23 protein-coding genes and 1 pseudogene are annotated in these 21,867 nt (G+C 66.7%); 15 read left to right on the top strand and 9 right to left on the bottom strand.

Annotated features, from left to right (window positions below):
- Positions 1-13 precede the first annotated feature (13 nt).
- From L0976_RS15025 to L0976_RS14990, 8 genes are all read right to left on the bottom strand, one after another.
- Positions 14-682: a cysteine hydrolase family protein gene (locus tag L0976_RS15025; protein ID WP_234188116.1), complete on the bottom strand. Its 669-nt coding sequence runs from the start codon at positions 680-682 to the stop codon at positions 14-16.
- Entirely contained in the window at positions 679-1,707 is a 1,029-nt protein-coding gene (locus tag L0976_RS15020; protein ID WP_234188115.1) for a branched-chain amino acid ABC transporter permease, read from the bottom strand. Before L0976_RS15020 ends, L0976_RS15025 begins: the two co-directional genes overlap by 4 nt.
- A gap of 13 nt (positions 1,708-1,720) precedes the next feature.
- Entirely contained in the window at positions 1,721-2,611 is an 891-nt protein-coding gene (locus tag L0976_RS15015; protein WP_234188114.1) for a branched-chain amino acid ABC transporter permease, read from the bottom strand.
- A gap of 3 nt (positions 2,612-2,614) precedes the next feature.
- Positions 2,615-3,322 (bottom strand): ABC transporter ATP-binding protein, encoded by a 708-nt coding sequence (locus L0976_RS15010; protein ID WP_234188113.1) that lies wholly within the window; start codon positions 3,320-3,322, stop codon positions 2,615-2,617.
- The gene (locus tag L0976_RS15005) at positions 3,315-4,049 is read right to left on the bottom strand and encodes an ABC transporter ATP-binding protein (RefSeq protein WP_234188112.1); all 735 of its coding nucleotides are present in this window, start codon (positions 4,047-4,049) and stop codon (positions 3,315-3,317) included. Before L0976_RS15005 ends, L0976_RS15010 begins: the two co-directional genes overlap by 8 nt.
- Positions 4,050-4,101: 52 nt before the next feature.
- Positions 4,102-5,271, bottom strand: coding sequence for an ABC transporter substrate-binding protein (locus L0976_RS15000; RefSeq protein ID WP_234188111.1), 1,170 nt, complete (start codon positions 5,269-5,271; stop codon positions 4,102-4,104).
- A 120-nt stretch (positions 5,272-5,391) separates the two neighbouring features.
- Positions 5,392-6,042, bottom strand: coding sequence for an isochorismatase family cysteine hydrolase (locus tag L0976_RS14995; protein ID WP_234188110.1), 651 nt, complete (start codon positions 6,040-6,042; stop codon positions 5,392-5,394).
- Positions 6,032-6,847: an N-formylglutamate amidohydrolase gene (locus L0976_RS14990; protein ID WP_234188109.1), complete on the bottom strand. Its 816-nt coding sequence runs from the start codon at positions 6,845-6,847 to the stop codon at positions 6,032-6,034. Before L0976_RS14990 ends, L0976_RS14995 begins: the two co-directional genes overlap by 11 nt.
- Before the next feature lie 159 nt (positions 6,848-7,006).
- On the opposite strand from L0976_RS14990, the gene L0976_RS14985 reads away from it, so the two are divergent.
- From L0976_RS14985 to L0976_RS14940, 10 genes are all read left to right on the top strand, one after another.
- A complete protein-coding gene (locus L0976_RS14985) occupies positions 7,007-7,909 on the top strand; it encodes a MurR/RpiR family transcriptional regulator (RefSeq protein WP_234188108.1) in 903 nt (300 codons plus the stop codon).
- The gene (locus L0976_RS14980; protein WP_234188107.1) at positions 7,899-9,212 is read left to right on the top strand and encodes a glutamine synthetase family protein; all 1,314 of its coding nucleotides are present in this window, start codon (positions 7,899-7,901) and stop codon (positions 9,210-9,212) included. Before L0976_RS14985 ends, L0976_RS14980 begins: the two co-directional genes overlap by 11 nt.
- A gap of 215 nt (positions 9,213-9,427) precedes the next feature.
- Entirely contained in the window at positions 9,428-9,835 is a 408-nt protein-coding gene (locus L0976_RS14975; protein WP_234188106.1) for a VOC family protein, read from the top strand.
- A 141-nt stretch (positions 9,836-9,976) separates the two neighbouring features.
- Complete coding sequence (gene mgtA / locus L0976_RS14970) at positions 9,977-12,565, top strand: magnesium-translocating P-type ATPase (protein ID WP_234188105.1); 2,589 nt, start codon at positions 9,977-9,979, stop codon at positions 12,563-12,565.
- 208 nt (positions 12,566-12,773) lie between these two features.
- Positions 12,774-13,028, top strand: a complete 255-nt coding sequence (locus L0976_RS14965) for a DUF2171 domain-containing protein (protein WP_234188104.1) — start codon at positions 12,774-12,776, stop codon at positions 13,026-13,028.
- 60 nt (positions 13,029-13,088) lie between these two features.
- Positions 13,089-13,283, top strand: coding sequence for a hypothetical protein (locus L0976_RS14960; RefSeq protein WP_203317872.1), 195 nt, complete (start codon positions 13,089-13,091; stop codon positions 13,281-13,283).
- Positions 13,284-13,333: 50 nt separating this feature from the next.
- On the top strand, positions 13,334-14,386 hold the full coding sequence (locus L0976_RS14955) for a Dyp-type peroxidase (RefSeq protein ID WP_234188103.1): 1,053 nt from the start codon (positions 13,334-13,336) through the stop codon (positions 14,384-14,386).
- Positions 14,379-15,179, top strand: a complete 801-nt coding sequence (locus L0976_RS14950; protein ID WP_234188102.1) for a family 1 encapsulin nanocompartment shell protein — start codon at positions 14,379-14,381, stop codon at positions 15,177-15,179. Before L0976_RS14955 ends, L0976_RS14950 begins: the two co-directional genes overlap by 8 nt.
- A 21-nt stretch (positions 15,180-15,200) precedes the next feature.
- The gene (locus tag L0976_RS14945) at positions 15,201-16,484 is read left to right on the top strand and encodes an NAD(P)/FAD-dependent oxidoreductase (RefSeq protein WP_234188101.1); all 1,284 of its coding nucleotides are present in this window, start codon (positions 15,201-15,203) and stop codon (positions 16,482-16,484) included.
- The gene (locus L0976_RS14940; protein ID WP_234188100.1) at positions 16,481-16,711 is read left to right on the top strand and encodes a DUF2945 domain-containing protein; all 231 of its coding nucleotides are present in this window, start codon (positions 16,481-16,483) and stop codon (positions 16,709-16,711) included. The genes L0976_RS14945 and L0976_RS14940 overlap by 4 nt, the downstream gene beginning before the upstream one ends.
- Before the next feature lie 20 nt (positions 16,712-16,731).
- Here the strand turns inward: L0976_RS14940 and L0976_RS14935 are convergent, their stop codons facing one another.
- Positions 16,732-17,280 carry an NADPH-dependent FMN reductase gene (locus L0976_RS14935; protein WP_234188099.1) on the bottom strand — a complete coding sequence of 183 codons (549 nt, stop codon included), beginning with the start codon at positions 17,278-17,280 and terminating at the stop codon, positions 16,732-16,734.
- 172 nt (positions 17,281-17,452) lie between these two features.
- On the opposite strand from L0976_RS14935, the gene L0976_RS14930 reads away from it, so the two are divergent.
- The 5 genes and pseudogenes from L0976_RS14930 (at position 17,453) to L0976_RS14910 (ending at position 21,823) form a co-directional block, all read left to right on the top strand.
- On the top strand, positions 17,453-17,602 hold the full coding sequence (locus L0976_RS14930) for a hypothetical protein (RefSeq protein WP_234188098.1): 150 nt from the start codon (positions 17,453-17,455) through the stop codon (positions 17,600-17,602).
- Positions 17,603-17,741: 139 nt separating this feature from the next.
- Positions 17,742-18,907 (top strand): annotated as a pseudogene (locus L0976_RS14925) (cytochrome P450); the annotation flags it as partial.
- Positions 18,908-18,938: 31 nt separating this feature from the next.
- Positions 18,939-19,472, top strand: coding sequence for a molybdopterin adenylyltransferase (gene mog, locus L0976_RS14920; RefSeq protein ID WP_234188096.1), 534 nt, complete (start codon positions 18,939-18,941; stop codon positions 19,470-19,472).
- 33 nt (positions 19,473-19,505) lie between these two features.
- A complete protein-coding gene (locus L0976_RS14915; RefSeq protein WP_234188095.1) occupies positions 19,506-20,618 on the top strand; it encodes an NnrS family protein in 1,113 nt (370 codons plus the stop codon).
- 170 nt (positions 20,619-20,788) lie between these two features.
- Positions 20,789-21,823: an imelysin family protein gene (locus L0976_RS14910; RefSeq protein WP_203317882.1), complete on the top strand. Its 1,035-nt coding sequence runs from the start codon at positions 20,789-20,791 to the stop codon at positions 21,821-21,823.
- Positions 21,824-21,867 lie beyond the last annotated feature (44 nt).

The following is a 21,867-nucleotide window of genomic DNA, read 5'->3' as shown; positions in this document are numbered from 1 at the left end:
ATGCAATCCTTGCCTACTTGAAGAAGGTGAGAACCTCGTCGAGCTGGACGACTTGGCAGTAGATCATGTTGATGATCTCCAGTTCGCGCCTGTGCAGCTCGTCCGTCGCGGCCGCGCCGCAATCGTCGACCACGACGACGCCGAAGCTCTCGTCCGCGAGGCTTCGCACCGTCGAGGAAACGCACTGGTCGGTGAAGATGCCGCAGCAGATGACGTTCCGGATGCCCATGTTGTGCAGGACGAGGCGCAGGTTCGTGCCGGTCAGCGCGCTGTCGGTCGTCTTGGTGATGACGATCTCGTCGGCGCGTGGCTCCAGTTCGGGAACGACCTGTCCTTCCGGCAGTTCCTTCGGCAGCAGCAGGTAGTTGAAGCCCGGCTTCTTCTGGCTGAGCGAGCGGTCGCGTCCGTCCGGCTTGAGGCAGGCGATGCGGGCGAAGATGACCTCGACCTTGCGCCTGCGGCATTCGTCGATGAGACGCGCGGTGTTCGGGATGACCGTCTTGCGCATCCGCTCGTAGAAGGGCTGCCAGCGCGCGGTTTCCTCCGGCGTGTCCTTCGGATCGAGATAGGTGTTCTGGATGTCGATGACCAGCAGCGCCGTCGTTTCCGGATCGAGCACGATGTCGTCAGGCTCTTCGGCATTGGCATAGTAGAAGGAACGGTAGTCGGTTTTCCAGTTCATGCCGAGGTCTCCTTCCGGCGACGGGTGCGGGTGAGGATGTGGCCGATCTCGCGGTTGGGGAAGAGGCCGCCGGGCTTGACGATCATGACGGCGATCATGGCGAGTGCCAGCACGATCTCGGTGAGGCCGACGACCTGGCCCGCGCCGGTCGCGCCGGCATTCAGCGCGCCTTCCGTGCCGCGCAGGCCCTCATAGGCGAAGGTGATGAGGATGGTGCCGGCGACGGCGCCGGTCACGGTGTTCGCCCCGCCGATCACCAGCATGGTGATGATGAGGAAGGTCTCCTTCAGGTAGAAGGACTTGGGCGCGAAGGATGTTATGAAGTGCCCCCACAGCGCGCCGCCGACGCCGGCGATGAAGGCGGCGAGGATGAAGGCGCGCCAGCGCAGTTGCGGGATGTTCGCGCCGAGCGCGGCGGCGGCGACCTCGTCTTCCCGCGAGGCGCGCAGCAGCTTGCCGGTGCGCGATTCCTTGAAGAGCAGGGCGACGACGACCACCACGCCCGCGACGATGGCCGCGATCGGCATGTCCGTCGTCTTCGGCAGGCCGAAGAGGGTGCGCGGGCCGTTGGTGAGCGCGCTCCAGTTGTTCATGATCGTGTAGAGCACGACGAGCAGCGCGAACGAGGTGATGACGGCCGCCGCATCCGAAAGGCGCATCAGCGGATAGGCGACGAAAGCCGCGACCAGCGCGGCCACCACGCCCGCCGCCAGCATGGCGAGGAGCGGCGAGATCTCGACGACCTTCATGAACTCGTAGAGGTCGGGCAGCGCCATGCCCTTCATCTGGGCCGGGATGGTGAGCACGGCCGAGGTGTATGCCCCGAAGCCCATGAAGCCGATATGCGCGAAGGAGAGCAGGCCGGAATTGCCCATGAAGGTCTGGAGGCCCACGACGAGCACGAGCGAGATCAGGAGGTTGGTGGCGATGCGGTCGTAGAGACGGATGCCGAGGACATGGCTTCCGACGGCGATGATCGCGATCACGGCGATGAGGATGAGGGCGGTGAGATAGGAATGTTTCATCGGTTCGTTTCCCTCAGGTCCGCTGCCCGCTGGCAGGACCCTTGATCAGGCCCTCCGGCCGCCAGAGCAGGATCAGGATCACCAGGCTGAAAGTGAAGGCGTCGCGGAATTTCAGGAGGTCCTGCGACAGGGTGTAGTTGAGCGTGGTGTCGATGAGCGCCAGCAGGAAGCCGCCGACCACCGCGCCCGGCAGGCTGCGCATCCCGCCGATGACGGTGGCGATGAAGGCGACCAGCAGCGGCTCCAGGCCGACGCCGGGCACGACCGTGCCGATGCGCCCGATCCACAGCAGCCCGACGACGCCGGCGAGGAAGCCGGAGAGCGCGAAGGCCGAGGTGATGATGAGATTGGCTGGAACGCCGAGCATGCGCGCCATGGTGAAGTTCGTCGCCGCCGCGCGCATGGCGATGCCGAGCGTCGTCTTGCGCATGAGGAAGGCGACGGCGGCGAGGAGCACGATGGAGGCAACGATGGTGATGAGGTTGCGCACCGGCGTAATGGCGCCGCCGATCGAGACCGTCTGCGAGAAGATGTCGGGCAGCGGCACGTTGCGCGGACGCGGCGAAATGAAGAGCAGGGCGGCGTTCTGCAGGAGGTTCGAGAAGGCGAAGGAGGTGATCAGCACGGCCGTCACCGACTTCGCCCGCACCGGGCGGAACGCGACATAGTCGGTAAGGATGCCGAAGACGATCGCCATGACGACGGCGAGCGCCGCCATGAGGAGCCAAGGCAGGCCGGAGCCGCTCGTGAGGTACATGGTATAGCCGGCGACCATGATGAGTTCGCCATAGGCGAAGTTCACGAGGCGCAGGATGCCGTAGATGATGACGAGGCCGAGCGCCATGAGGGCATAGGCGCCGCCGAGGCTGAGGACGTCGATGACGAACTGGATCGCGAAAGCCATGGATCAGCCTCCCAGGTAATGTGAGCTGAGATCGCTGGTGGAGCGGATCTCCTCGGCCGTGCCCGACGCCACGATGGCGCCGAGCCGCATGACATAGGCGCGGTCGGCGACGGCGAGCGCCTGGTTCACGTTCTGCTCGACGAGCAGGATGGTGAGGCCGGATGTCTTCAGCGTCTCGATCATTTCGAAGATGCGCTCGACGATGGCGGGCGCAAGGCCGAGCGACGGCTCGTCGAGCAGGAGCACGCTGGGGCGGGCCATCAGGGCGCGCGCGATGACCAGCATCTGCTGCTCGCCGCCGGAAAGCGTGCCGGCCGCCTGGGCCGAGCGTTCGGCAAGGCGCGGGAAGAGCGTGTGCAGCCGTTCGAGGTTCTCTCGGTTGCCGGCCTGGTCGCGGCGGTGGATATAGGCGCCGAGCATCAGGTTCTCGGCGACCGTCAGGTCGGGGAAGACGTCGCGGGTTTCCGGCACCGTCGCCAGGCCCGCGCGGATGACCTGCTCGGGGCTGGTGGCGGTGATGTCCTTGCCCTCGAGGGTGATCGAGCCGCCGGAGGCCTTCAGCGCGCCGGCGATGCACTTGATGGTCGAGGATTTCCCGGCACCGTTCGCGCCAAGCAGGCTGACGAGTTCGCCCTTGCCGACGGAAAAACTGATCCCGCGAACCGCGCGGATCGTGCCGTAGCTGACGGAGAGATCGCGCACGTCAAGCATGGGTCGCCCCCTTGCCGAGATAGGCTTCTATGACGGCCGGATGGGTTCTCACATGCGCGGCGTCGCCTTCCGCGATGGTGCGGCCGGAGGCCAGCACATGCAGGCGGTGGCAGAGGCGCATGATAAGGCCCATGTCGTGGTCGATGATGAGGAGGCCGAGGCCGCGTTTGGCCGGCAGTTCGGAGAGTGTATGCAGCAGCGTCTCGGTCTCGGCGTCGTTCATGCCGGCCGCCGGCTCGTCGAGCAGCAGGAAGCGCGGCTCGGCGGCGAGCGCCCGGGCGATCTCGACGCGGCGCTTGTCGCCGTAGCTGAGGCTCTCGCCGAGCTCGTCCGCCTTGTCGGTCAGGCCGAGTTCGTCGAGCAGCTTTTTCGCCCGCTCCGCGCTGGCGGCGCGGGACACGCCCTTGGCGAGCGCCGCCGCCTCGACGTTCTCCAGCACCGTCATGGTGTTGAAAAGGCGCACGATCTGGAACGAGCGGCTGACGCCGGCAAGCGCGATGTCGCGCGGCGACAGGCCCGAAAGCGTCACCGGACCGGCGGTGATCGTGCCGGTCGCCAGCTTCACCTGGCCGGTGATGGCGTTGATGAGCGTCGTCTTGCCGGAGCCGTTCGGCCCGATGAGGCCGACGACCTCGCCGGTGGCGACGGAGAGCGACACATGGTCGAGAGCGCGGAGGCCGGTGAATTCCACCGACACGTCGTTTACCGCAAGACGTGTTTCAGACATGGCTTTTCCGAAGGTCATGGGCCGGCCTTGCGGCCGGCCCGAACGGGGGACATCAGGGCTTCGGCAGGGATTCCGGCTTGCGCCAGCCGACGAAGGTCGGCTTTCCGCCCTTGAGCTCGATCACCGCCGCGGCCTTGTTCGGGACGTGGCCTTCCTCGGCCGTGCCGTAGTCGAGTTCGCCGGTCAAAAGCTTGAACTGGCCGTCCTCGAGCGCCTTGGCGAGCGCGCCGCCCTCGGTGGTGCCGGCCGCCGTGATCGCCTGGGCGATCATCATGATCGTATCCCAGCCGGTCGAGACGAAGGACGTGTCCGGGTCCTTGCCGAACATCTCCTTGTAGAGGCCGATGAACTTCTCCATTTCCGGATCGGCTCCCGCGCCCATCCAGGTATGGGTGACGAAGTAGACATTGTTGCCGAACTTCTCGCCGAGCGCCTCGTGCATGGCCGGGTCGTCATAGGCATCGCCCCCGAGGACCGGCGCATCGTAGCCGACTTCCCGCAGCGCGCGGATGATCACGCCGATATCGGTGCCGTAGGAGGAGACGAAGATCACGTCCGGCTTCTTGCCGAGCGCCTGGAGACGCGCGAGCTGGGCCGAGAAGTTGTTGTCGCCGTTCGTATAGGTGTCTTCCAGCAGGATCTCGCCGCCGTCCGCCTTGAACTGCTCGACGAAATACTTGGAGAGCGACTTGGTATAGGCGATGAACTGGTCGGTGACGACATAGGCCGTCTTCCAGCCCTTTTCCTTGGCCGCGAAATCGGCCGCCGTCGCGCCCATCGTGGTGTTCCACATGGAGAGCGTGAACTGCTTGTCGCCGAGCGACCACGACGAATAGAGCGGGTCGGAGGCGCAGGTCGAGATGCCGACGATGTCGGCCGACTGCGCTTCGCGGCTTGCCGGCGAACCGAAGTCGAAGTCGCAGGGTGCGACGATGACCTGGGCGCCCTTGTCGATCAGCTCGACCGCCACGTTGCCGACCGTGACCGGATCGGACTTGCCGTCGATGTTGATGAACTCGACCTTCTTGCCGAGCACGCCGCCATTGTCGTTGAGGTATTTCACGGCGACCTGCGCGCCGTTGAAGCCGGGCGTGTCGAGCGGGGCCTGGATGCCCGTCATCGAGAGTGCGCCGCCGATGACGATCTTGTCGTCGTCGGCAAAGGCAGCGGAAGAGGCGAGCACGAGGCCCGCCGCCAGAAGCAGTTTGGAAGTTTTCATCATGGTCGTTCCCCTTGATATTGCCTTGCGGCAGTGAGTTGATGCGGCCCGGTCTTTTGTTTTCTGTGCGGCCCGCCTGGAAAGCTCCTTGTTGATCCCGTCGCTATGCTGTCTCGGGCGGTCTTACTGCCCGATTTCCTTCAGGAGTTCGTCTGTCGAAATCTGCCGGCAGTAGCCCTTGATCGCATTGAGCGAGGTGTTGTGCCGTTCCTGCGAATAGGTGCCGCACGCGTCCGGCACCAGCGTCACGAGGTAGTTGAGGTCGCAGGCGTCCCGCACGGCCGATTCCACGCACTGGTCGGTGAGAAGCCCGCACAGCACGATCTGCCTCACGCCGAGATTGCGCAGGATATAGTCGATATGGGTGGAGACGAAGACGCTCGACGAGCTTTTCGGGAAAACGATCTCGTCCTCCAGCGGCTCCAGCTCGTCGATGACCTTGCCGTCCCACGACCCCTTCGGCACGTTGAAGCCGGTGATCTTGTAGTCGAGGCTGCGGTCGCGCCCGTCCTTCGTCAGGCTTTCGATCGTGGTGTGCAGCACTTCGATGCCCGCCTTGCGGAAGCCCGCCAGCAGGCGCTGCATGTTGGGGATCGCGACCTCGTGGATGCGCTTGAAATAATAGCCGTACTTGCCCTCGATATCGGCGTCGGGGACGTCCTTGAATTCCCCGCCTTCACGGCGCACGGAAAAATTCTGCACGTCGATGAAGAGGATGGCCGAGGCGGCCGGATCGAGCGGCAGGTTGCGGGTGGAGGGATGGTCAGCGGCCATCGGTGGTTCCTTCAAGGCTCTGGGCGGCAAGGCGGAGGGGGCCGGCGAGGCGCTCTGCCCATTCCGCCTGCCCGCGCACGTCGTTGATAAGGTCGTTGCGCACTTCGATCAGCACATGCGGAATGCCGCGCCGTTCGCCATGCACGGGGATCGTATAGTCCGATAGGTCGTCGACGTGGTACGGTGCGTTGAGCTTCACCGTGACGTCGCCGTTCGTCGCCCGGAAGGTCTCCGCCAGCCGCTCGGCGAAACGCGCATCGCGATTGTAGAGAAGGCCGAGCTCGAAATCCCGCACGGCGCCCGTGGTCCGCATGACCGGCGTGAAACTGTGCACGGAGACGAGGAAGAGCGGCCTGCCGGCGGCCTGCCGGCGCGCGAGCCCGACGCTGATGGCTTCATGCAGCGGCTGATGGATTTCCACGTAGCGGCCACGGCGCTCCTCGTCGGACACGTCCGCATTGGCCGGCACGAGCGTGCCGTCGCTCTGCCTGAGGACGCAGTCTTCCGCCTCGAACGGCCGGTTGCAGTCGATGACGAGGCGGCTGTAGCGCTGGAGAACGAGCGGGGCGTCGAGCCGTTCGGCAAGGCCGCGGGCGACGCCCTCGGCGCCGACGTCGTAGGCGATGTGCCGGTCCATCTCCTCGGGCGCGATGCCGAGATCGCCGAGCGCGGCGGGAATGGCGCGGCCGGCATGTTCGCAGGTCAGGAAGATGGTCGACGCGCCTTCGGCATTGATCCACTCCACAGGGGCGGGGTCGCCAGCGTTCAGCAATCTGGACATGTCGCGATCTGCGGGGCTGAGCATGGAATGGCATCCGTCGAGCGCCACGGCAACGGCCGGTGCGCGGGGCTTCGATGAGGATCAGTCAAAGAAATTTTTCAATCATAGTCAATCTGATTTTTCCGTTTGACTAATTTTTTTCATGGAGCAAATATCCCGCCCCAACAAAGGGAACAAACGGCAATGAGCGATGGGAAATCATCGACCACGGTTCGCACGAGGATACGGGACGCCGCGGCGCAACTGACCGCCAGTGAGCGCAAGATCGCCAATGCGATCCTTGCCGACTATCCCTTCACCGGGCTCGAAAGCATCCAGGAGCTTGCGGCGAAAACCGGCGTCAGCGCCCCCTCGGTCACGCGCTTCGTCAGCAAGATCGGCTGCTCCGGCTTCCAGGACCTGCAGCGCCAGTTGATCGCCGAACTGAAGGAGGGGCAGCGCTCGCCGCTCGACCTCAAGACGAGCCAGAAGCCGGTCGGCCATTCGGAGTTCCTGTCGGAATACGTGACGCGGATTTCGTCCGTCATCCAGGAAATGGCGGCGACCGTCTCCCAGGCCCAGTTCGACATCCTTGCCGATCTGGTAGCCGACCCGTCCCGCAACATCTTCCTGCTCGGCGGCCGCGTCAGCGACAACGTCGCGTCCTTCCTCTCGATCCATCTGCGGCAGATCCGCAGCGGCATCTACCACATGGCGGACAACCCGGAATTCTGGCCCGAGCATGTGCTGCGCATGCGCAGGAAGGACGTCGTGGTGCTGTTCGATTTCCGGCGCTACCAGCTCAGCCTTGCGCGCCTTGCCGAAACGATCGCCGAAGCGCGGGGCGCGACGATCGTCGTCGTCACGGACAAGTGGATGTCGCCGGCCGCCCGCAGCGCCGACCACATCGTCGCGCTGCCCATCGACGCCGGCACGGCATGGGACACGGTGGCCGCCGCGATCGTTCTCGTTGAGGCGCTCATCGTGCGCGTCTCCGAGACCGATTGGGAGGCGACGCAGAAACGCATCAGGGATTGGGACGGCGTCCGGTTTTCCATGCCGGGCTACGATCAGGACACCATCAACGGGGACGACGATGAAACGTGAAGAGATGATGGTCGCCTGCTGCGGCGACCTTTCGGGCAAGGTGCGCGGCAAGGCCTTTCCGCTGGCGCAGATGGAAAAGCGCCTGAAGCGCGGCGTGGGCTGGACGCCGACCAATGTGCAGATCACCTGCTTCGACGCGATCGCCGAAAGCCCCTTCGGCTCGCTCGGCGACCTCGTGCTCATTCCCGATCCCTCGACCAGCGTCAGCATCGAGAGCGAGGAGGGGGCGCCGAACGAGAACTTCGTGCTCGGAAATATCCGCTACACCGACGGCCGGCCGTGGGAATTCTGCACGCGCTCCATTCTCGAAGCGGCCCTCGAACGCCTGCAAAGGGTCGCCGGCGTCACGCTCTACGGCGCCTTCGAGCACGAGTTCCAGATCAAGCATCTGGTCTCGCAGACCGACGGCGCGTTCACGCTGGGCGGCTTCCAGAAGGAGCGTCATTTCTGCGAGGCGATCATCGCCGGAATGCGCACCGCCGGCGTCACGCCGGACACAATCCTCAAGGAGTTCGGCGCCGGCCAGTTCGAGGTGACGATGGGCCCGCAGAAGGGCGTCACCATCGCCGACCATTCCGTCATCACGCGTGAGATCGTCGGCCTCGTCGCGCGCGAGCTCGATTACGATCCGACCTTCACGCCGATCCGCGATCCGGCCGGCGTCGGCAACGGCGTGCATGTCCACATGAGCATGCTGGATGCCTCGGGCAATCCGGTCACCCACGATCCCGCCGGCAAGCACGAGCTTTCCGATGTCGCCGGAAAGTTCGTCGCCGGCATCCTGAAATACCTCGATACGATCATCGCGATCACCGCGCCGAGCGTCGTCTCCTACCTGCGCCTGACCCCGCACCGCTGGAGCGCCGCCTTCAACAATCTCGGTTTCCGCGACCGCGAGGCATCGGTGCGCATTTGCCCCGTCTCCGACATCAGCGACATCGCCCGGGCTGCGCAGTTCAATTTCGAGTTCCGCGCCGCCGATGGCGCGGCGAACCCGCATCTGGCGCTCGCCGCGATCGTCCATGCCGGCGTGCAGGGTATCGAGGAGGGACTGACGGTGCCGGAGGCGACGCAGGAGGACCTCTCGCTCCTGAGCGTCAAGGCGCTGTCCGAGCGCGGCTATGTCCGCCTGCCGCAGACGCTGGAAGCCGCCCTCCAGCGCTTCGAGGGCAATGCCACGGTCTGCGGCTGGTTCCCGGAAGGCTTCGCCGACGTCTATGTCAAGCACAAGAAGGGCGAGATCGCCTATCTCTCGGGCAAGACCCAGGCGGAAATCTGCGCCGCATATGAGAGTGTTTACTAAGGCACCCCGAACCCGCCGATGCGCCGCCTCGGGGCGGTGCTTCGGCCACGTTGAGACTGCCTTTCAATCGTTGAGCGGGCTGGCCGTCCGGTTGGCGATTGGCGGCGCGATGCCGGCACGATCGGCCGTCTCCGCCCGCTTGCCTCCGGCGGACAAATGCCGATAGATGGCTGGACGCAAGCCAGTTGGACGATGCGCCGGGAAAGGGCAGGTTCATGATCGATCACATGGGTGTCACAGTGCGCGACCTCGCCGTCGCGCGCCGCTTCTACGATGCTGCGCTCGCCCCGCTCGGCATCGCGATGGTGATGGAGGTCACGCCGGAAGAAAGCGGGGGTTACCACGGCGTCGGCTATGGCCGCCCTGGCAAGCCGTCCTTCTGGGTGTCGAGCGACGCCCACCGTCCCGCCGGGAACGACGCGCCGGGGGAGGGCATCCACATCGCTTTTGCGGCCGACGACAGGGCTGCCGTCGACGCCTTCCATGCCGCCGCGATGGCGCACGGGGGGCGCGACAACGGCGCGCCGGGGATCAGGCCGCATTACCATCCGAATTACTACGCAGCCTTCGTGCTCGATCCGGACGGGATCAACGTCGAGGCGGTTTGCCACAAGCCGGCATAGCCGAGCCCCGCGCCGGGTGAGCACGGCCTTGAAGCCGCGACGAAATCCTGCCCGACCGTTTCCTGCCCGTCTTGCGGCAAGGCATGTTTCACCGGCCCGAAAAGGAGTAGCAGTAGCAAAGCTCGGCCAGGAGAACAGCGCATGCAGCCGGAACAGTCCTTGCAACAATCCGCCGGCGTCGGGCAGGCCTATTGGGCGGTCCCGGCGCAGGCACTCCTGGCGGGACTGGAGACCCGCCGGACCGGCCTTTCGTCCGAGGCGGCGAAAGCCCGCCTGCGGGAAGCGGGTCCCAACACGATCAGCCCCGGTCGCGGCACATCGGCCCTGGCGGCGTTCCTTCGCCAGTTCCGCAGCCCGCTCGTCCTGATCCTGATCTTCGCGGCCATCGTGTCGGGCTTCGTCGGCGAGGGCAGCGAGGCGGTCATCATCGGCGTCATCGTGCTGGCGAGCTGCGTCCTCTCCTTCACGCAGGAATATGGTGCCTCGCGCGCGATGCAGGCCCTGACCGCCCGCATCTCGCCCAAGGTCGTGGCGCTGCGCGACGGCCGGGAGACGTCGCTTGCCGTTTCGGATATCGTGCCGGGCGACATCGTCAGGCTTTCGGCGGGAAACCTCATCCCGGCCGACGGCATCCTCCTTGAGGCCCGCGATTTCAACGTCAGCGAGGCCGCGCTGACCGGCGAGACCTTTCCGGTGGTCAAGGCCGCCGGTCTTTCCCCGCCGGATGCGCAGATCGGTCAGCGTGCGAACGCGGTTTTCACCGGCACGTCCGTGCGCAGCGGCACGGCCTCCATGGTCGTGGTGAAGACCGGCGGGCACACCGAATTCGCCTCCATCGCCGCATCGATTGCGCATGTCGCGCCGGAGACGGATTTCGCGCGGGGCATCCGCCGCTTCGGCTATCTGATGACCGAGATCATGCTGGTCATCGTGATCGTCGTCTTCTTCGCCAATCTCCTGCTGCATCGCCCGGCGGTGGATTCGCTGCTGTTCTCGCTGGCGCTTGCGGTCGGGCTGACGCCGGAACTGCTGCCCGCGATCATCAGCGTGACCCTTGCGCGCGGTGCCCGCGCCATGGCGGCGAACGGCGTCATCGTGCGCCGCCTCGATGCCATCGAAAATCTCGGCAGCATGGATCTCCTGTGCACCGACAAGACCGGCACCCTGACCGAAGGCGTCATCCATCTCGACGCCTGCAAGGACGCCGCGGGGCAGGACGCTCCCGAGGTCCGGCTCTGGGCGCTCCTCAATGCCGTGTTGCAGACGGGCATGGCGAACCCGCTGGACGCCGCCATCGCGGCGGGAAAAAGCGAGCAGGACGACCTTGCCGGCTATGCCAAGATCGACGAGATCCCCTACGATTTCATCCGCAAGAGGCTTTCGGTGACCGTCCGCGTGGCGGGCCGGGCCGAAGACTTGCTGATATGCAAGGGTGCGGTCCAGAACGTCGTCGAGGCCTGCTCCTCCGTCCTCGCCCAAGGCACGCCCGTGCCGATGGACGCGGCCCGGGCGAGGGCGATCGACGACAAGGTGCGCGCCTGGAGCGGGCAGGGCTACCGCGTCCTCGGCATCGCCATCCGCCGGTTTCCCGCAAGGCAGGCCTATGGCCGCGAGGACGAGGCGGGCCTTTCCTTCGCCGGCTTCCTGCTCTTTCTCGACCCGCCCAAGCCGGGCATGGCGCAAACGCTGAAGGCGCTGGCCGACCGCGGGATCAAGGTCAAGGTCATCACCGGCGACAACCGCTACGTCGCCGCCCATCTTGCCGAGATCATCGGCCTGCCGCACGGCCGTATCCTGACCGGAGGGGAGGTGAGCACGCTCACGAAGGAGGCGCTCGTTCCCCGCGTCACGCAGAACGACATCTTTGCCGAGATCGATCCGAACCAGAAGGAGCGCATCATCGCGGCGCTGCGCGGGCACGGCCACGTCGTCGGCTATCTCGGCGACGGCATCAACGATGCGCCCGCCCTCCACGAGGCCGATGTCGGCATTTCCGTCGACGGCGCGGTGGACGTGGCGCGCGAGGCCGCGGACCTTATCCTGCTCGAACGCGACCTCGGCGTGCTGCTGCGCGGGGTCGATGACGGCCGCAGGACCTTCGCCAACACGATGAAATACATCTCGATCACGACAAGCGCGAATTTCGGCAACATGGTCTCGATGGCCTTCGCCTCGCTCGCCTTGCCCTTCCTGCCGCTGCTGGCGCCGCAGATCCTGCTCAACAACTTCCTGTCGGACGTGCCCTCGCTGGCGATCGCCACCGACAATGTCGATCCCGATCAGGTGCGCACGCCCCGGCGATGGGACATCGGCTTCGTGCGCCGCTTCATGGTGACCTTCGGGCTGGTCAGCTCTCTCTTCGATTTCGTCACCTTCGCCTTCCTCCTTCTGGTCGCCGGGGCGACGGCGCAGGTCTTCCAGACCGGGTGGTTCGTCGAATCCCTGATCACGGAGCTGGCGATCGTGCTCGTGGTGCGAACCCGCAAGGCCTTCTGGCGAAGCCGGCCGAGTGCCCTGCTTTCATGGCTGACGCTGGCCGTCGGGGTGTTCGCCATCATGATCCCCTTCCTGCCGGGCGCGGACTGGTTCGGCTTCGTCGCCCTGCCGCTCCCGGTCGTCGGTGGGCTGGTCGCGATCACGCTTGCCTATCTGGCTGCGTCCGAGGCCGTGAAGCACCGGTTCTTCACGCGCGAGCGCCGCCATGCGGGAAGAAGGCGCCGCCGCCCCTGACCGGCGCCGCCGCGCCATAAAATACCGCCGGGCATTTGCGCCCGCCGGCCGCATGGATGCGCCGCCCGGCGGCTGCCGCGGCCCTTGAAACGGACGATCCGGCGCTATGTACAGGTTGCGCGAGCGAACGGGCGTTCGCGTCCCCAGCCCCGAATTCGTCGCTGAAGACGAATTCGACATGGTCCGAACATCGAAAGGGAGAAATGGCATGAGCGACAAGGTCAGGGAAGACATGGAAGTCATCGGCGCGGACGGCGTGCATGTGGGCACGGTCGATCGCGTGGAAGACAATCGCATCAAGCTGAAGAAGAGCGACAGCTTCGGCCACCACGAAGGCCACCACCACTATATCGAGATGGGCTTCGTGGCCGGCGTCGAGGGCGAGAAGGTGCGCCTGTCGGCCAATGCCGATGTCGCCGTGACGCTCGAAGAGGAACAGTCCGGCCGTCCGGTCGACCTCTGACCCGTTCCGGGGCGGCTTGCCTCCGGCCGCCCCGCTTTTCCTCCAGCGCATGGCGTCGCCATGCAAAGCTACGACCTCTACCTCAATCCCGCAAAGCCGGCGATCGGCCTTTATGTGCGCGCCGGCGCGGGCCTTCCCGATCTTGCCGATGCGAAGGACTGGATTTTCGATGGCACGATGGAAAAAGACGCGCTACCGTCCGACGTGGTGAAGGCGGTCGCGGAGAACGGACACGCCTTCCGCGACATGGATTGAGCCGGTACCAGCCGGCTTGCCGCCTTCAAGCCCTGCCGAATGGATCCCGCATGGATGCAGTCCTTCCCTCCGTCCTCCCGCAGCCGGTCGCCGCGCGGCTGACGAAGGCAGCAATTTTTCTCGTCGTGACACTCGAACCCGGCCATGAAGCCGAGACGGCGGTGCGCAAGCTCTGCGCCGATCTTTCGGGCCTCCTGCGCGCGGTCGGCTTCCGCGACCTCGAAGGCGGCCTTTCCTGCGTGACGGGCATCGGCTCGGATGCCTGGGACCGGCTCTTCGGCGCCCCGCGCCCGATCGACCTGCACCCGTTCCGCGAGATCCGTGGCAGCCATCACGCGGTCGCCACGCCCGGGGACCTCCTGTTCCACATCCGCGCCACGCGCATGGACCTGTGTTTCGAGCTGGCGACGCAGATCATGAAGCGGCTGGACGGTGCGGTCGAGGTCGTCGACGAGGTGCACGGCTTCAGCTATTTCGACGACCGCGACCTGATCGGCTTCGTCGACGGCACGGAGAACCCCGTCGACGCGGCCGCGGCGGCGGCCACGATCATCGGCGCGGAAGACCCCGGCTTTGCCGGCGGCAGCTATGTCATCGTGCAGAAATACCTGCACGACCTTGCGGCCTGGAACCGCATCCCGGTCGCAGAGCAGGAGAGGATCATCGGCCGCGAGAAGCTCTCCGACATCGAGCTCGACGACGCCGCCAAGCCGAGCTACGCCCATAACGTCCTCACCTCCATAGAGGAGAACGGCGTGCCGCTGGAGATCCTGCGCGACAACATGCCCTTCGGTGATGTCGGCAAGGGCGAGTTCGGCACCTATTTCATCGGCTATGCGCGTTCGCCGCACCGCATCGAGCGCATGCTGGAGAACATGTTCATCGGCCTGCCGCCGGGCAATTACGACCGGCTGCTCGATTTCAGCCGCGCCGTGACGGGCACGCTGTTCTTCGTCCCCTCCGCCTCGTTCCTCGACACCGTGGCGCCGGATGCCGCCCCGGCGTCCGAAGCGCCCGCGCAGGAACCCTCGCAACAATCCGCACCGCGCGGCGACGGATCGCTCGGCATCGGCTCCCTCAGGAAAGGGGTTTCCCATGAATAACCTGCACCGCGAACTCGCGCCCGTTTCCGAGGCCGCCTGGGCCGAGATCGGGCAAGAGGCGACGCGCACGCTCAAGCGGCACCTCGCCGCCCGCCGCGTCGTCGACATGGCCGGCCCGTCCGGCCTCGGCCTTTCGGCGGTCGGCACGGGCCATGTCGTGCCCGTCGCGCCGCCGGACGAGGGCGTGCAGGCGGCAAGGCGCGAGGTCAAGGCGCTGGTCGAGCTCCGCGTGCCCTTCCAGCTCTCGCGCAGCGCCATCGACGACGTGGAGCGCGGCGCGCTCGACAGCGACTGGTCCCCCGTCAAGGAGGCAATGCGCAAGATCGCCTTTGCCGAGGACCGCGCCGTGTTCGACGGCTACGCGGCCGCCGGTATCGAGGGCATCCGCGCCGCCGCGAGCAACCCGGCCGTGCCGCTGCCGCAAGGCGTGAAGCGCTATCCGGATGCGGTGGCGCGGGCGGTCGGCGCGCTTCGCCTTGCCGGCGTGGAAGGCCCCTATGCGCTCGTTCTCGGGGGCGATGCCTATATGGCTGCAAGCGGCGGCAGCGACGACGGCTATCCCGTCTTCCACCATATCGAGCGGATCGTCGACGGCGGCATCATCTGGGCGCCGGCCATCGAGGGCGGGCTCGTGCTGTCGCTGCGCGGCGGCGATTTCGAGCTGACCGTCGGCCAGGATTTCTCCATCGGCTATCTCTCCCATTCCGCAACCACCGTCGATCTCTACGTGCAGGAAAGCTTCACCTTCCGCACGCTGACGACGGAAGCGGCCGTGGCCCTTTCGCCGGAGTGAGCCGAACGGCAGGAGGCCGGCATGACGCAGAAGGACGAACATCACGTCGTCATCGTCGGCGGCGGCTTCGGCGGGCTGGAGGCGGCCCGCAACCTTGCGGCAGGCCCCTTCCGCATCACGGTGCTCGACCGGCGCAACCACCATCTGTTCCAGCCTCTGCTCTACCAGGCGGCGACCGCCTCGCTCGCCCTGTCGGAGATCGCCTGGCCGATCCGCTCCCTCCTTAGCCGCCACCGCAATGCGACGACGCTGCTCGGCGCGGTGAGCGGCGTCGACCCGGTCGGAAAGGCCGTGCTGGTCGAGGACGGGCGACAGGTCGCCTACGACACGCTGATCCTGGCCACCGGCGCGCGCCACGCCTATTTCGGCCATGACGAATGGGAGCCCCACGCCCCGGGGCTGAAGACGCTGGAGGATGCGACGACGATCCGCCGTCGCATCCTCTGCGCCTTCGAGCGGGCGGAATGGCAGGCGGATGCCGGCGAGCGCCGCCGCCTGCTGACCTTCGCCATCATCGGTGCCGGGCCGACCGGCGTGGAACTTGCCGGCACCATTGCCGAGCTCGCCCACGAGACGCTGCGCCGCGATTTCCGCACCATCGACACGCGCGAGGCGAGGGTGGTGCTCGTCGAGGCCGGCCCGCGCATCCTCGCGGCTTTCACCGAGGACCTTTCGGCCTATGCCGAGCGGGCGCTCGCCCGGCTGGGCGTCGAGGTGCGCACCGGCCATGCGGTATCCCGGTGCAGCGCCGCGGGCATCGAGCTCGGCGGCGAGATGCTCCCCGCCGCGACGATCCTCTGGGCGGCGGGCGTCGCCGCCTCGCCGGCGGCCGAGTGGCTGGACGTGCCGGCCGACCGTGCCGGACGGGTCATCGTTGCGCCCGACCTTTCCGTTCCGGGCTTTCCGGACATCTTCGCGATCGGCGACACGGCCCATGTCGCGATGGGCGAGGGCCGGACGGTGCCGGGCATCGCGCCGGCGGCCAAGCAGGAAGGCCGCTACGTTGCCGGCGTGATCCGCGCCCGCCGCGAGGGAAAGCCGGCGCCCGCGCCGTTCGCCTACCGCAACGACGGCAATCTCGCCACCATCGGCAAGCGCGCCGCCATCGTCGATCTCGGCTGGATCAGGCTGAAGGGCCGGCTGGCCTGGTGGACCTGGGGCATCGCCCATGTCTATTTCCTGATCGGCCTGCGCAACCGCCTCGCCGTCGCCCTGAGCTGGCTGTGGATCTATTCGACCGGCCAGCGCAGCGCCCGCCTCATCACCGGGGCGAAGACCGGGCATGACGAAGGGAGGCCGCAATGAGCAGGCGTTTCGCCGTCGGCGATCATGTCGCCTGGAATTCGGAGGCCGGCCGCGTGTCGGGCACCATCATCGCCGTCCACACCAGCGATTTCGACTACAAGGGCCACACCCACCGCGCCTCCCCCGACGAACCGCAATACGAGATCAAGAGCGACAAGACCGACCACATCGCCGCCCACAAGGGCAGCGCCCTCAGCCTCGTTCGAGGCGAAGGGCGCAAGGCGTGATCATGTGAGGCCGCGCGTGCCTATCGCTTCGCATTGCGCGCGATGTGCTGCTCGAACGCCTTGCCGAATCCGGTGAGGAACTCGCGCGTTCCGTCATTGGTCAGCTTTCCGGCATCGTCGAACAGGCTGCCGCTGCCGCCGATATAGGCTTCGGGCTGCTCCAGCACGGGCATGTTCAGAAAGCACAGCGACTGGCGCAGGTGGTGATTGGCGCCGAAACCGCCGATCGCGCCGATCGACGTCGAAATGATCGCCGCGGGCTTGCCCATCAGCGCGCCCTGGCCATAGGGGCGCGAGGCGACGTCGATGGCGTTCTTGAGAACGCCCGGGACCGAGCGGTTGTACTCGGCGGTCACGAAGAGCACCGCGTCGGCCGCCGCGACACGCTCGCGCAGCGCCGTCCAGTCGGCCGGCGGCGTCGCCTCCAGGTCCTGGTTGAAGTAGGAAACCGAACCGATGTCGAGGAAATCGAACTTCAGGTTCGGTGTCAGCGCCGCAAGGGCATGGGCGACCTTGCGGCTGAACGACTCCTTGCGAAGACTGCCGACGAGAACTGCGACGGTGGTCATGATGGCCTCCAGGCGTTGTTGGGCGTCGATCCTCGCCCCTCGCACGGGAAAACTCAAGATCGAAGATCAAGTTCCGTAAGTCTTCCCGGCCTGCCGTGGCCGCGGCGGTATTTTGTCACGTCGCATTCGCCGTTAAAGTGGCATATGAGTTACCACATTGATGGAGAGACGCATGGACACGAACGAAACACGCAGGCCCCTGGTATTTTCCGGCGAGCACGTCAGCGGGCGGGATATAAATGGAAACAGCCTGATGCCGATGCTCATCGCGGGGCTCGTCCTCATCGCGCTAGGCGCCGTGGGCGTGATGGTCTTCGTATAGGGCGCCGGGGCCGCCCGATCCTTCTCTTTCCGGCCGGCGAGCGGCCTGACGTTAATTTCTTTGTGTGGGAACAAAGAATGCCGCGCATTTCTGCTGTGTTACTCGCACAGACGGCAGGAGGGTTGAAGACGAATGGAACAGCACATCCAGCGCAAGAAGGCCTGCCCGGTCGACTGGGATCCGCGCAGCCCCGAGGTTCTGGCGGACCAGATCGCCGCCTATGACCGGATGCGCCAGACGTGCCCCGTCGCCTATAGCGACTATCTCGGATGGTCCGTCTTCCGGCACGAGGATGTGCTGCGCATTCTCGGCGACCACGAGACCTTCAGCAACGTCGTTTCCCGCCACCCCTCGGTTCCGAACGGGATGGACCCGCCGGAGCACACGCTCTATCGCGGGATGATCGAGCCCTATTTCGCGCCGGAACGCATCGCGGCGTTCGAGCCGGTGTTCCGCCGGATCGCGCGCGGGCTGGTGGACCATCTCGGCAGGAACCCCTCATGCGATGTCATCAGGGAGTTCGCGGAGCCCTGCGCCGTGCGCATCCAGTGCGGCTTTCTCGGCTGGCCCGAAAGCCTGCATGCGCCCCTCCTGCAATGGGTCTACCGGAACCGCGCGGCGACACTCGCCCGCGATCCGGAGGCCATGGCGGCCGTCGCCCTCGAATTCGACGGCCATATCCGCGCGCAGCTTGACATGCGCGAGCGGGCGGGCGCTGACGCCGCCGACGACCTCACCACCTGCCTGCTCCGCCAGACCGTCGGCGGCAGGCGGCTGGACCATGCCGAAATCGTCAGCATCCTGCGCAACTGGACGGTGGGCGAGCTCGGAACCATCGCCGCCTGCGTCGGGATCATCCTGCATTTCCTCGCCGGGCGTCCCGACGTCCAGCAGCGGCTGCGCGTCGATCGGGCCGGGCTTGCGCCGGCGATCGACGAGATCCTGCGGCTTCACGGACCGTTGATCTCCAACCGCCGCGTCGCGACACGCGCGGTGACGGTCGGCGGCCACGCGCTCGGGGCAGGGGACCGCATAACGGTGCTGTGGGCGTCGGCGAACCGCGACGGTGCGGTTTTCGCGGATGCCGAAGAGTTCCATCCCGGGCGCGACCAGTCGCAGAACCTGCTTTACGGCGCGGGCATCCATGTCTGCCCGGGAGCGCAACTGGCGAGGATGCAGTTGAGCATCGTCCTCGACGAACTGCTCGATGGCCTCCCGCCTTTTTCGCTTCTCCCCGGCGCCGAGCCGGTCCGCGCGGTCTACCCGGCAAGCGGGTTTTCCTCCCTCTTCCTGACGCCGGCGTGACCCACGCAAGGCGCGCGACCGGAGACCGAACATGCGCATAGCCGTCGTCACCATATCGGATCGCGCCAGCCGCGGGCAGTACGAGGACCTGAGCGGCCTGGCCATCGAGGCATGGTTGCGGGAGACCGTCGTGACGCCGTTCGAGATCGTCAGGCGGATCGTGCCCGACGGCATCGAGCCGGTGCGCGAGGTGCTTGTGGCGCTGTGCGACAAGGAGCATGCCGACCTGATCCTCACCACCGGCGGAACGGGACCTGCCCCGCGCGACGAGACGCCGGAGGCCATGCGCGCGGTCGTGACGAGGGAACTGCCGGGCTTTGGCGAGCAGTTGAGGCGTGCAAGCCTGGAGCAGACGCCGACCGCGATCCTCTCGCGGCAGATGGCCGGGACCCGTGGCAGGACGCTGATCGTCAACCTGCCCGGAAAGCCGTCCTCGATCCGTTTCAGCCTGAATGCCGTCTTCGCCGCGGTGCCCTATTGCCTCGACCTGATCGGGGCGGACTGGATGGATACCGATCCCGCCCGCGTGAAGGCGTTCCGGCCCGCGCCCTCCTCATCAGGCTGAGCCGCCCTGCGGACGTTCCGGGAGGTGTTGCGCGTGGAGGAAGCCGGCAGGAACCGTTCGCTGCTGATCGTCCATCCCGCGGGCGTGTTCTTCGCGCTTGCCGCGCTCATGGCCGTCGCGTTGCCCTGGGTCTGGCTGCTGCCGCTGGAGGATGCGCGGCTGGCGCATGCAAGGCTTGGACTGTTCGGCTTCGGCGGCATGGCCATCTGCGGCTACATCATGACGGCGCAGAAGGCCTGGACGGGTCGCCGGTTTCCGATGCCGGCCCTTTTCTCCGGGGTGCTCGCCCTCGGCGCACGGCTGGCCTGCCTTGGCTTTCCGGAGGATTTCTGGCCGGTTCTGCTGCTGTCGCTGCCGGTCGCCCTGATGATCCTGTGGCCCGTATTGCGGGGACGTCGATGGGACAAGGCGCCGCTGGCGATGGTGCCGCTGATGCTCGTCGCCGCCGAGGCGATGCTTCTCGACCGACCGGATCTCGCCGGCCTTCTCCCCGAGGCCATGGCGGCCCTCGTCTTCGTGGTCGGGGGGCGGCTCGTGCCCTCCTTCCTCGCCGAAGCACGCCGCCGGCGCGCCCTTGGCGCGCCGAGCAGACCACCCCTTTGGCTGGGGGCGATCCTGCTGGGGGCGGGCCTGCTGAATGAGGGCTTCATGGGAACGCTCGCGCTGCTTGCCGCGATGCTCTGGGTTCTCGCCCGCAGCTTCGACGGCCTCCGGCTCGGACAGGCGAACCGGATGCTGTGCATCGGCTACGCCGGCCTCGTTCCCGGATTGCTCGCCATCGCCGCGGCGCGGTCCGGTATGGTGCCGCACCTGGTCGAGGTGCATGCGCTGACCATGGCGACCATGGGGCCGATGATCCTCGCGGTTGCCGCGCGCGTGACGATGCGGCGTATGGCCGGGGCGGAGCTTCTGCCCCGCCGCCGGCATCTGGCGGCCCTCGGGCTGGTGTTCGGCGCGGCCGTCGCGCGCGCGTTCGCGGAACTGTCCGGGCAGGCGCCGATATGGCTGGCGGTGGCGGGGATCGGCTGGTCCGCCGCCTGGCTGCTGTTCCTGTCGGTCCATGTGCCGGCCTTGCCGAGGCCCGCTCCCTTTCCCCTGCTGAGCGCGCAGCGGGCGCTGCGGCCGGCGGACACACCGTCCCGATAAAAACCTTCCTGAATTTATCCACATTTGCGCTGGCGCAAAGAGCGGCCCTCCCGCGATCGATAACCATTCGCGACATCGGCTCGTCCGCGGCAGGGTGTCCATCCCGCCGGGGTGAAGCCGCATCTGGAAGTTGTCTGGGGGATTTCGCTATGAATACAAAGGGATTGGTCGTGGCTGTGGCGCTGGGCTCTCTGCTTGTGATGCCCGTGGCCGGCATCGCGGCGGATGGTGCGGAAAGTCGCGGCCTTGCCAATGTCAAGGAATTCACGCTCGATCACAGCCGCCGGCTGGTCGCACAGGCGGAGCTGCTGGAGGCCGGCCTTGCCGACTACCACGGCGTGATCGCCGCGCATGGCGGGGACTATGCGGCGGCCTGGGCTGCCGATGGCCCAAAGCTCGCCAGCCAGGTCGCCGCCATCCGAGCCCTCTGGCTGGAGGCGTCCAACCATTACGAGACGATCGAGGGGATCGTCGCCGGCCTTCCCGCGACCGCCAAATACGACCTCATCCTGGATGCCGGCAATCCGGGCACGGACGCCGAGGATGTCGCGGAATACGACCTGCCGCTGCCGGACGGCAACGTGCTGAAACGGCCGGGCAACCTGTTCCACGGCATCACCGAGCCGCTGTTCTGGGGCATGGACGAAAAGGGCGTCAAGCTGCAGGCGGACCTCAACGGTGACGGGAAGGTAACGCGCGGCGAGATGCTCTTCGATGCCAATCTCGGCCTCGGCGCCGCGCAGGCGCTCGCCCTTTGGTCCAAGGCCCTGGAGGCCGACATGGCGGCGTGGAAGCCGAACCGCGAAGACGCCTTCACCTCCGTGGTCGTGATGACCCCGACGGTCGGCGACTATTTCGGCGAGTGGAAGGAATCGCAGTTCATCTCCGGCGAGATCGGCGCCTTCGTCGCGCAGAGCCGCCTGACGGACGTGCAGGGCATCATGAGCGGTTGCCGCAAGATGTATGCCGAAGCGCTTTCCCCGGTCGTGGCCGAAAGCGATGCGGACCTCGACAGCCGCATCAAGGCCGGCTTCGAGGAACTGCTGGCCCTCGTGGAGGACACCCGTGCCCGCGAGGCGGCCGGCACGAGGTTCGGCGCCGAGGAGGCCGATGCGCTGGGCAACGAGGCGCAGGACATCGCCGACCGGATCGTCGCCATGGTGCTGCAGGCCGCAGCCAAGGCCGAGGTGCAGATCCGCGGCTGAGCGAAGGCCGCGGGACGAGCGGCCGGCGGGACCCTGCCGGCCGG

Origin of the sequence: Shinella sp. NM-101, from assembly GCF_021401195.1 — a bacterium.
Taxonomy (GTDB): Bacteria; Pseudomonadota; Alphaproteobacteria; order Rhizobiales; family Rhizobiaceae; genus Shinella.
The sequence above is the reverse complement of the archived record's forward strand: the minus strand, read 5'-3'. Positions and strand labels throughout refer to the sequence as shown.